This window comes from Erythrobacter sp., from assembly GCF_023653175.1.
In the GTDB taxonomy this organism is placed as follows: domain Bacteria; phylum Pseudomonadota; class Alphaproteobacteria; order Sphingomonadales; family Sphingomonadaceae; genus Erythrobacter.
Window position 1 is genome coordinate 1 of record NZ_JAMNXL010000127.1, and the last position, 10542, is coordinate 10542.

The 10542-nt window shown below is 67.1% G+C and carries 8 protein-coding genes; 1 reads left to right on the forward strand and 7 read right to left on the reverse strand.

The features are described from left to right. The 4 genes from NBV68_RS13535 to NBV68_RS13550 form a co-directional block, all read right to left on the reverse strand. Positions 1 to 872: alanine--tRNA ligase-related protein (locus tag NBV68_RS13535; RefSeq protein WP_296310617.1), on the reverse strand; the 872-nt coding region annotated here is incomplete at its 3' end. Between the two features lie 288 nt (positions 873 to 1160). After that, entirely contained in the window at positions 1161 to 2228 is a 1068-nt protein-coding gene (gene recA / locus NBV68_RS13540) for a recombinase RecA (protein WP_296310619.1), read from the reverse strand. A 134-nt stretch (positions 2229 to 2362) separates the two neighbouring features. Continuing rightward, positions 2363 to 3988, reverse strand: coding sequence for a hypothetical protein (locus tag NBV68_RS13545; protein WP_296310621.1), 1626 nt, complete (start codon positions 3986 to 3988; stop codon positions 2363 to 2365). A 13-nt stretch (positions 3989 to 4001) separates the two neighbouring features. Then, positions 4002 to 5507 (reverse strand): DUF4139 domain-containing protein, encoded by a 1506-nt coding sequence (locus tag NBV68_RS13550; RefSeq protein WP_296310623.1) that lies wholly within the window; start codon positions 5505 to 5507, stop codon positions 4002 to 4004. A 198-nt stretch (positions 5508 to 5705) separates the two neighbouring features. Between NBV68_RS13550 and NBV68_RS13555 the strand changes: the two genes are divergently transcribed. After that, positions 5706 to 6929, forward strand: coding sequence for a hypothetical protein (locus tag NBV68_RS13555; RefSeq protein ID WP_296310625.1), 1224 nt, complete (start codon positions 5706 to 5708; stop codon positions 6927 to 6929). A gap of 21 nt (positions 6930 to 6950) precedes the next feature. On the opposite strand, the gene NBV68_RS13560 is transcribed toward NBV68_RS13555, so the two are convergent. The 3 genes from NBV68_RS13560 to smpB form a co-directional block, all read right to left on the reverse strand. Further along, positions 6951 to 9404: a response regulator gene (locus NBV68_RS13560; RefSeq protein WP_296310628.1), complete on the reverse strand. Its 2454-nt coding sequence runs from the start codon at positions 9402 to 9404 to the stop codon at positions 6951 to 6953. 126 nt (positions 9405 to 9530) lie between these two features. Further along, entirely contained in the window at positions 9531 to 10085 is a 555-nt protein-coding gene (locus NBV68_RS13565) for a DUF2062 domain-containing protein (protein WP_296310630.1), read from the reverse strand. 184 nt (positions 10086 to 10269) lie between these two features. Beyond that, positions 10270 to 10542, reverse strand: a 273-nt coding sequence (gene smpB, locus NBV68_RS13570) for an SsrA-binding protein (protein WP_296310626.1), incomplete at its 5' end; no start/stop codon positions are given.

Sequence of the window (10542 nt, forward strand, 5' to 3'; positions counted from 1 at the left end):
ACCCCGTCGGCCATCAGGAAACTGGTCGAGCGCAGGTGATCGGCGATAACGCGGTGCGAGGCGGCGCTCTCGCCCGCGGCCCCAACGCCGGTGAGGCTTTCCGAAGCGGCAATCAGCGCCTTGAAGGTGTCAGTGTCGTAATTGTCTTGGACGCCCTGGAGCACGGCGGCGACCCGCTCGATGCCCATGCCGGTGTCGATCGAGGGCTTGGGCAGGTCGCGGCGGGTGCCGTCAACCTGTTGTTCGTATTGCATGAATACGAGATTCCAGATCTCGACGAAGCGGTCCCCGTCCTCGTCCGGGCTGCCGGGAGGGCCGCCGAAGATGTGGTCGCCGTGGTCGTAGAAGATTTCGGAACAAGGCCCGCAGGGGCCGGTGTCGCCCATCGACCAGAAATTGTCCGAGGTCGGGATGCGGATGATGCGCTCGTCGGGGAGGTCGGCGATCTTGCGCCACAGGTCGAAGGCCTCGTCATCCGTATGGTAGACCGTGACGGTGAGCCTGTCCTCGGGCAGGCCCCATTCCTTCGTCAGGAGCGTCCAGGCGTGGGTGATCGCCTCTTCCTTGAAGTAGTCGCCGAAGGAAAAATTCCCAAGCATTTCAAAGAAGGTATGGTGCCGCGCGGTGTAGCCGACATTGTCGAGGTCATTGTGCTTGCCGCCGGCGCGCACGCATTTCTGCGAGGAGGCCGCGCGCGGGGACGGCGGGGTCTCGAGCCCGGTGAAGACGTTCTTGAACGGCACCATCCCGGCATTGACGAACATCAGCGTGGGGTCGTTGTAGGGCACGAGCGGCGCGCTCGGGGTCGCGGCGTGGCCGGCCTTGCTGAAATAGTCGAGGAAGGAGCGGCGGATTTCGTTGGTCGACGTCATGGCCGTGCAGTTAGGCAAAGCGGCGGCCTAACGCAATGGAGCGCGCGAAATCGGCGGTGCCGCGGCCGCTGACCGGGTGCCCACCACCGCGCAACGACCGCGCAACCGGATGGCAACGACACACCAACGACCTGCCCACGGCAGCGGCGAGCAAACACCGCCCACAGACGCGAACGGCCGGTGTGTGCCTGGGGAGAGCACACACCGGCGTTCCGCTTGTCCGGGCGCTTTTGGGGACAGCCATGCCTGAGCGGGACACTCAGAGAACGGCAGGCGCCCGCTTGGGGATCACATGTCCGAGTCCGCGTCCGGCCCGGTCATCATCTCCCCGGCGACCTGATCGGTGCGGCTGCGGATCGCAGCTTCCAACCGGTCGCAAACTTCAGGATTTTCCTTGAGGTAGTTCTTGGCGTTCTCGCGGCCCTGCCCGATGCGGATCGAATCGTAGGAGAACCAGCTCCCCGACTTCTCCACGAGGCCCGCCTTGACCCCGAGATCGATGATCTCGCCGATCTTGGAGATGCCTTCGCCGTACATGATGTCGAATTCGACCTGCTTGAAGGGCGGCGCGACCTTGTTCTTGACCACCTTCACGCGGGTCGCGTTGCCGGTGATCTCGTCACGGTCCTTGATCTGGCCGGTGCGGCGGATGTCGAGGCGCACCGAGGCGTAGAACTTCAACGCATTGCCGCCGGTGGTGGTTTCCGGGTTGCCGTACATCACCCCGATCTTCATGCGCAGCTGGTTGATGAAGATCACCATGCAGCGCGAGCGGCTGATCGAGCCGGTGAGCTTGCGCAAGCTCTGGCTCATCAGGCGCGCCTGAAGGCCGACGTGGCTGTCGCCCATCTCGCCCTCGATTTCCGCGCGCGGCACCAGGGCCGCGACCGAATCGACCACCAGCACGTCGATCGCGTTCGATCGGACCAGCGTGTCGACGATCTCGAGCGCCTGCTCGCCGGTGTCGGGCTGCGAGACGATCAGTTCATCGATGTCGACGCCGAGCTTGCGAGCATAGACCGGATCGAGCGCGTGTTCGGCGTCGACGAAAGCCGCGGTGCCGCCCGCCTTCTGCGCTTCGGCGATGACATGCAGCGCCAGCGTGGTCTTGCCCGAGCTTTCCGGGCCGTAAACTTCGATCACCCGGCCGCGCGGCAGGCCGCCGATGCCGAGCGCAATGTCGAGCCCCAGCGAGCCGGTGGAGATCGCTTCGACCTGCATCGTCTCCTTCGAGCCCAGCTTCATTGCCGAACCCTTGCCGAATGCACGATCGATCTGCGCGAGCGCGGCTTCCAGAGCCTTCTGACGGTCCACGGCCTTCTTGTCCTCTTCCACCAATTTCAATTGGGTAGCCATCGCACGCGCTCCTTGGAATGACCAGAGGGCGAAAGCAGTTTTCCGCCGCCCGGTGGAGCCTATGTATCGCATTTGTTCTCATGGAACAAGTGGGGAACGAGAAATTTTTTCGGGCGGGCGCGCAGCCCCCTTCCCTATTCGCTCACCTTGTCGCGCAGCCGCCAGTCGAAGGTCTTTTCGCTATTGGCCGGCACCATCACCTCGACCGTCTGGTAGCCGTTCTTGACCACCACCTTGGCGCCCGGGAAACGGATGTCGAAGCCCCCTGCCCAACCCAGTTGCAGGCGGACAGTGACGGGGTGCGGGTTGGCGTTGGTGAGAACGCTACGCATCGCGGTCCACTTGCGACCCTCCTGCCTGCCGGTGCGACTGACCGCAGCGCAGCGGGCGAAGACATGGCGGCTTTCCGGCAGTTCGAGCTCGATATCCTGCCCGCGCGCGTAATCGCGCAAGCTCGTTGTCGCCCCCAGCCGCGCGCCGCCCGAGGTGGGCTCGTAGAGCGTCATCGACCCTTGCGGCAGCGCGATGCCGAGGCCCTGCTTGTCCTCGTTCTTCGTCACCAGCAGCACCTCGGCAGGCACCGGATCGCCGCCTTCGCCGATCCAGCCATCGGGGTCGCAGCCGGTCTGGTAGAGCAGCCGCGCCTTGACCGCGTCCTTGTTGAGGAAGGCGACCTGTTTCATCCCCTTGGCCGCCACATCGACCCGGCCCGGCACGCGGAACAGCTTGAGGTCGCCGAGGTCTTCCTCCTCGGCAGTGATCACCGTGACGGCGAGCGGCGCGTCCTGCAGGTCCTCGCTCCGCCGCCGGGCAGTCACCACGATCGCCCCGGCCTCCATCGCCATCATCGCCGGCGGCGGGGGTGGCGGAGGCGGCGCCATGGGCGGAGGCGGTATCGCCCCGTCCGACGTGCTGCCGATGGGCCAGCATTCCAGATACAGCCCCTCCGCGACCGGCGGGTCGGCGAAGCCTTCGTAATCGCTCTCGACATTGAGCTCGCCGGCGATGATCTGCAGCTTGGCGTTGTCGAAGCTCTGGCCATTATCGTTGACGAGAGTGAGCCAGCTCAAGAGCCCCATCTCGAACTGCTCGCCCGACGGCTTCCCGCTGATCCGCCCGACGTAATCGGCCTGCCAGTCGAAGCCCCAGGCAAGGTAGGTGAGGGTCACGTCATAGGTGCCCCCTTCCGCCGAGCGGGTGTCGACCGAGAACACCGGCTGGGCCGACAGGCCCGCAGGAATGCGGTCATAGGTAAGGGTTTCGGGCAACCCTGAGCACTGCACCGCCTCGAAGCCCTGCCCGGTCTGGAGCACGAGGCCCCCGTCGGCGCGGGTGCGCACCACCGCGGTCTCGCTGGTCTGCCTGCCGGTCGCGGGATTCATCCGCGTGATCGTCACCCGGTTGCCGAGCGTCCCGTCGACCAGCGCGGCCGGAGAAAGGATTTGGGCGTTGCGGTTCTTCTCGATCGTGCCGCCGGGGAGCCCCGTGACGATCGCCGAGACGCCGATCATCCCTTCGGCGACGCCCTCGAAACGGATCGTCGATTCGCCCGCGGGCAGCGTCACGCGGCGGGTTTCCGAGATCATCGCCAGCCCGCGCGGATCGTCGGCATCGAGTTCGTCGCCCTCGCCGCGGTCGGGATCGCGGTAGATCGTGACGGCGAGATCGACCGGCGCGGAGGCGTCGATCACCTCGCGCGCCCACAGGGGGGCGGCGAGCACGCAGCCCAATCCGGCCAAGAGCAGAGCGGAAGAGCGCATGGCCCCCGCGCCCTCAGTAGCGCGTTTCGTAGGTCACGCGGATCACCCGCTCGCCCTCGGCGGGGACGGGGACGGTGTAGCGCCGCCGGTCGGCGTTCAATTGCTCGCCCGGGATGTCCTCGGAGGTGATGCGGTAATCATCCGACCACCAGTTGTTGCCAAGGCCGGTCTGGGTCAGCTGCACCTCGATGGGCTCGCGCTTGGCGTTGGTCAGCGTGTAGCGCATCGTGGTGCGGTAATAGGTCTTGGGCCGCTCGAGCGTGCCTTCCTCGACGACCTGACCGTCGCGGACCACCCGCCAGCGCGCGCTCTTCTCCCATTCGGCGGCGGTGATCGTCTCGCGGCTTTCGACCTCGGCCTTGACGGTGATGTCGAAGGCCTCGCCCGTCACCAGCGAGAGGTCGCTGCCCATGGGCGTGTGGCCGATGCCCTTCTCGCCGATGAATTGCGGGGTGCCCTCGCGGTCGCGCTGGTAGAAGCGCACGGTGCCCGCAGGCAGCGCATCGCCGAGCCCTTGCGCCTTCGAGGTCGAGAAGGCGATGCGGCTCTCGACGTTGACGGGCTGCTCGTCGTTCTGGCGGAAGTAGATTTCGCGCGAGTAGATCTTCTTCGCAGGCACGACCTGCACGTCGAGGAAGCTCACCTGCTTGGTCTGGGCATTGGCGATCGTGGTGCGTCCGCTGATCGGGTAGAGGTAGAAATCGCCAAGCCGCTCGCGCGCTGCGGCCTCGGTCCCGGCGCGCACCATCCCGCGGTCGCGATAGCCGCCGCGCGAGCCGCCATTGGGATCGCCTGCGACCAGCACGGTGTCGGCATTGTGGAAGGTGGTGCCGGTGTTGTTGGTGAGCGTCACCCAGCCCTGCATGTCGATCGTGCCCGCGCTCTCGTTGTAGAGCGCGACATAGTCTGCATTCCACCCCAGTCCGCCGGTGAGGTAGCGCAGGCTTACGGGGCGCGTGCCGGCGCGCGACGAATCGAGGTTGACCGAGAGCGTGGGCCGCGCGCGCAGGCCCGGGGGCACGCGGTCGAAGATCACGCGGACGGGCAGGCCATCGTCGCGCAGCACTTCGATCCGGTCGCCAATCTGGATCACCGTGCCGCCCGCGACCGAGAGCACCTTGGCGCGCTCGCGCATCTCGGCGCCGGTCGCGGGGTTGGTGCGAAGGAGCGTGACGGTCTGGCCGATCGCCTTCTCCATCAGTTTGCCAGGGGTGAGTAGGTCGTAATCGAAATTCTGCTCGATGATCGTGGTGTTCGCCGCGGCGAAGCTCAGCGTCTGGGGGCGGATCTGGGCCGAGACATCGGGAAACTCGATGCGGCTCTTGCCTTGCGCGATGGGCAGCTGGCGCACGTCCTGCACCAGCGCGAGGTTGGAATTGTAGATGGTGATCGCGACGTCACCCTGTGCCGTCTCGGCAGGCGCCGCCGCCTCGCCCGCGGGCGCGCTCTGCGCCGCAGCGCTTGCCGCCAGAACCGCCGCACCAATGGTGCATGCGCCGATAATCGCCCGGTTGATCATTCCAGTCCCCTCCACTCGTCGTGAGACAGGATGAACGATCCTGCGGCTTTATCCAAGGTGAACGGTGCGATTTGCAGGTAAAGTTGCTGAATAGTCCTGCGTTGTCCGTGCGAGTTGAAGGGCCACGCAAACCGCCCTAGGAACGGTTCCGGTCTGCGCACGGAACGCTCATGATGCGCAGTTTGGGGGAACACATCAATGTTGAGCCGCTTGGCCCGTTTGGCGGGTGCCACCGTTCTGTCGCTGGTCGCCGCGTCTGCGACTGCCCAGAGCCCTGCGCCGCGAATGATCGGCGGGTTGAACGTCGCGAACCTGTGTTCGGCTGTCGATTCCCAAGCCTACGAGCTCGAGCCTATTCACGATTCGATTCTCTACCAGTACCAGACACTGCTCTACCGCGCCGCCGGCGTGCAGGCGGCGGACCCCGAGGCCGCGGTGAACGAGAAGCTGCGCCGCTTCATCAACGCGAACCTGTCCGCGATGAAGTGCAACATGATCAACTTCAATCCGAGGCACGGCAACATCCTCAAGCTTGGCGTGGCGCGGCAGGCTGACCCCTTCATCGACGATGTCATCCGCAACTGGAAGGTCGACCTCAACCATGTCGACGCGCTCGATGGCTTCACCATGCTCGACTATGCCGAGCAGCGCATGGACACCTACAAGCCGGACAAGCTCAAAACGCGGCCCTTCGAGGACATCTATCGCCGCTTGCGCAAGGCCGGCGCCAAGCACCGCTTCGAGCTCGCGGCGAGCGGCGCGGCGTTGCCCCAGGTCGAGAGCGCGCAGGCTGTCCTCGCAAGGCTCGAGAGCAAGGCGAAAGGCGGCGATTTCTTCTCCGCGATCCGGCTGGCTTCGATCTACCAGACCGGCCGCATCCTCAACGGGCCGATCGCGCCCGATCCGGCGAAGATGCGGCAATGGCTCGCGCTCGCCGGTAATCTCGCGCTGGCCAGCCGTAGCGTATCCGACGCGCATTGGCTGGGCATGTTCCATGGCGGCATCAACGAACGCGCAGCAGAGCTTTCGTGGTACGCCAAAGCGGTCGAACTGGCGGGCAACTTCTCCAAGGACATGCCCCCGCGCGGCATCTTCGATGCGAGCCTCGAGCTCGCCAAAGCCTATTCGCAGGGCGACGGGGTGGCGAGCAACCTCGATCTGGCGCTGTCGCACGCGACCCGCGCCAACGAGACGGCGTGGAGCCCGGGCAGCAGCGCCATCCCCGTGTCGCAGCGCTGGATGGGCTTCGTCTACGAACAGCGCGGCGATATCGACAAGGCGGCGCGCTGGTATCGCACCGCGCGTTATGCCTTCACCTCGAAGCAGGACCCGCCGAGCGTCGCTGCAGGGATCCAGCCATGGCTCACCGCCAAGGGGCTGCCGAAGTGCGGCGTCGATATCTACGGCAACAAGGACTGCTGAGCGCGGCCACGCGGTCGAGCGCTACGACCCCGCCCCTGCCCCCTGCTCGGCGCGCGCCTCGCGCAGCACCGCGCCGACCTTGTCGCCGATCGAGGCGACGCTGAAGGGCTTGGCGATGAAGTGCATGTCGGGGATGTCGATATCGCGCCTGAGCTGCTCCTCGGCATAGCCCGACATGAACAGCACCGGGATGTTCGGCAGCCGCGCGCGGATCGCGCGGACCATCGCGGGGCCGTCCATCCCGGGCATGACCACGTCGCTCACCACCACATCGAACGCGGTCGTCCCCTCGAGGATCGCCGCCAGCCCCTCCTCGCCATTGGCGCAAGGGGTGACTTCGTAGCCGGCACGGGTCAATGCGCGCTCGGCCACGGTGCGGACCATGTCCTCATCCTCGACGAGCAGCACCTTGCCACCGGCAGACCAGTCGGACGAGACGATCTCCTGCACCGGACGCCGCTTGGGCACCTCGCCACGGTGGACCGGGAAGTACACCGTGAAGCGCGCGCCGACCGGGTGGCCGCCCTTGTCGGTGATGTTGTCGGCGAAGATGAACCCGCCCGACTGCTTGACGATCCCGTAGGCGGTGGAAAGGCCGAGCCCTGTGCCCTTGCCCTGCTCCTTGGTGGTGAAGAACGGCTCGAACAGCTTGGGCAGCACATGCGGGGGGATGCCGCCGCCGGTGTCCTGGACGATGAGAACGGTATAGTCGGCGGCCGGAAGCACCTCGGAACCCAGCTGCATGACCTGCTTGGCCTGCAAGCTGCGGGTGAAGAGCGAGATCCGCCCCTGCCCGTTGCCGCGCGCCGGGCCCCCGTTGCCCTGAATCGCGTCGCGCGCGTTCACGGCAAGGTTCATGATCACCTGCTCAAGCTGCTGCGGATCGGCACGCACCGGCCCCAGATTGCGATCATGCTGGACGTAATAGGCGATCTTCTCACCCAGCAGCCGCTTGATCAGCGGGCTCACCTCGCTGACCACGTCGGGCAGCTGGATGATCTCGGGCCGCAAGGTCTGCTGGCGCGAGAAGGCGAGCAGCTGACGCGTCAGCGAGGCGGCGCGGTTGGAGTTCGCACGGATCTGCTGGATGTCGTCATAGTCGCTGTCGCCCGGGATATGACGCAGCAGCATTAGGTCGCAGGTGCCGATGATCGCGGTCAGCACATTGTTGAAATCATGCGCGACCCCGCCCGCCAGCTGGCCGACCGCCTGCATCTTGGTGGCCTGCGCGACCTGACGGCGCAGCTGGTTTTCCTGCGACGTATCCGCAAGGCTCAGCAGCACCGCCGCCTCGCCAAGCCCGCGCACGCCCGCCAGCCCGAGCGACACCGGCTCCTCGGGCGAGTTGGTCAGCCGCACCGCCACATCCCCGCTGGTCGCAGGCCCGCGCCCGTGGCGGCGCACCGCGTCTGAGAGCGCAGCCTTGTCCTCGCGCGTGACGAGGTCGGTCGGGAAGGCGGGCAGCCCCCGCCCCTCGCGGCCGACCGAGCGCAGGAAAGCCTCGTTGGCGAACAGGAAGCGCCCGTCGCGGTCGGTCATCGCCAGGCCCAGCGGCAGCTGCGCGAGCAGCGCGTCCAATTGTGCGACGCCGGCCTGCGAGGCCCCGTCCCAGCCGCTCCCGATGCCGACGCCCGAATCGATCAGCAGCATCAGCGACGTCGCCTCGTCGGGCCCGGCCGCGGTGACCCGCTCCTCGGGATTGACCAGCGGCACGTCGACCAGCGTCTGCGGGGTGCCGCCGCGCCCTTCGCGGGCGAAGAAGATGCGGTCGCGCTCGTCGGATCTGAGGAAGCTCACGAAGTCCTGCCCGACCAGGCTCGCGCGCTCGTCGCCCGCCGCGCGTTCGGCGAAACCGGCGCTGACCGCGCGGATCACCCCGTCGGCGGTGGTGATCGCGCTCTCGATCCCGGCGCGGCTGAGCATCCTGCCGAAGGGGCCCGCGAGGTCGAGCGCCTGGAGGCTCTCGCCGCCCGAGCGCGCGAGCGGCTTCAGCCGCCAGATCAGGTGGTCATCGCCGCGCCCGGCGCGGGTGGCGATGATCTGCCAGCGCGTCTCGTCGGAGGCCTCGACCTCCTCGAGTGCCGCCGAGCCGTCGCGCCAGGCATTGCGGGCGAGCAGTGTCACCGCCTCCAACCCTGCGCGCTCCATCGGCAGCGCCGGGGGGGCAGCATTCGCACCGAAGCTGTCGAGGAAGAACAGGTTGGCGCAGACCATGCGGTTGGCGCGGTCGGTGATCGCGATCGCCTCGCCCGCACGCTCGATCGCGGCGACGGTGACGCTCCAGTCGGGGGCGGCGAGGCTGCCCTCCTCGGAAGGGCCGCGCACCCGGTCGAGCAGCACCACCCCTCCCAGCAGCACGCCCGCGGCAAGCACGAAGGCGAGCGCGACGATCCCGCTGCCGGTCGCGAACCACAGCACCGCCGCGCTCGCCACCACCCCGCCGCCGAGTCCCGCAAGGAGACTGGCGGGCGGCAGCCCAGCCACGCCCTCGGCCTCATCGGCGAGGGTCGGACTGCTGGCTTCTTTGCCGGTGCGGCGGGACACGGGGCGGGCTCCTGAGGCTGTCTGGCGGCGGGAAGGGAGACGGCGGAAATGCCCCTCCTACCGCGCCCCGAGCCGCTGGTCGAGCCGCGCTTCCATCGCCTTCAACCGTCTGGCGCGCTTGCGCGACACCACGGCGCGCCACACCCAGCCCGACAGCAGCCAACCGAGCGGAGGGGTGAGAATCGACAGCACAAGATAGCCGAGGATGGTCGCCGCGCCGACCTCGTAGGCCATCGTCAGCCAGGCCCAGGCTCCGCTGTCAGCCTGCGATGCGGCAACGCTGGCGCTGGCGGCATCGAAGCGCAGGAAGAACTCGCCGATGCGGTTGGCGATCACCAGCCAGAAGGGCAGCGTGAAGGGATTGGTGACGAAGGTCACCAACGCGGCGAGCGGCACGTTGGCGCGGGCCGGCAGGGCCAGGAAGGCCGAAAGGAAGATCTGCCCGATCGGGATGATGAAGGCCGCAAACAGTCCCAGCGCCACCCCGCGCGGCACCGAGCGGCGGGTGAAGCGCCACAACTCCGGCGAGAGGAAGCGGTGCGCGATCGGCGCGAGATACTTGTTCTGCGCCATCTCCTCGCGCGTGGGCGTGTTCTTGCGGATCAAGTCCATCGCCCAGGTCTTCGAGCGCATTCCGAGCCCGGGTTTGGAGGCGGGAGGCGGGACGATCATGCGCGGGGGCTTTCGGTGCTCAGGAGGATCATGGGGGCCGGCATATCGCTCATATGGGTAGCACGCGCGAGGTGACCAGTGGGTGAATCCGCGCCCCCGGTGAAAATTCCTGGCGTGAAAATTCCTAGCCCCGGTCGCGCATAAGTCGGGCCTTGTCGCGTTTCCAGTCGCGCTCCTTGATGCTGGCGCGCTTGTCGTGGGTCTGCTTGCCCTTGGCGAGCGCGAGCTCGACCTTCGCGCGGCCCGTGCGGTTGAAGTAGATCGACAGCGGCACCAGCGTCATGCCCTTCCTCTCGACCGCGCCGACGAATTTCTCGATCTCGCGTTCGTGGAGCAGCAATTTCCGCGGGCGGCGCGGTTCGTGGTTGAGGCGGTTGCCGTGGCTGTATTCGGGCAC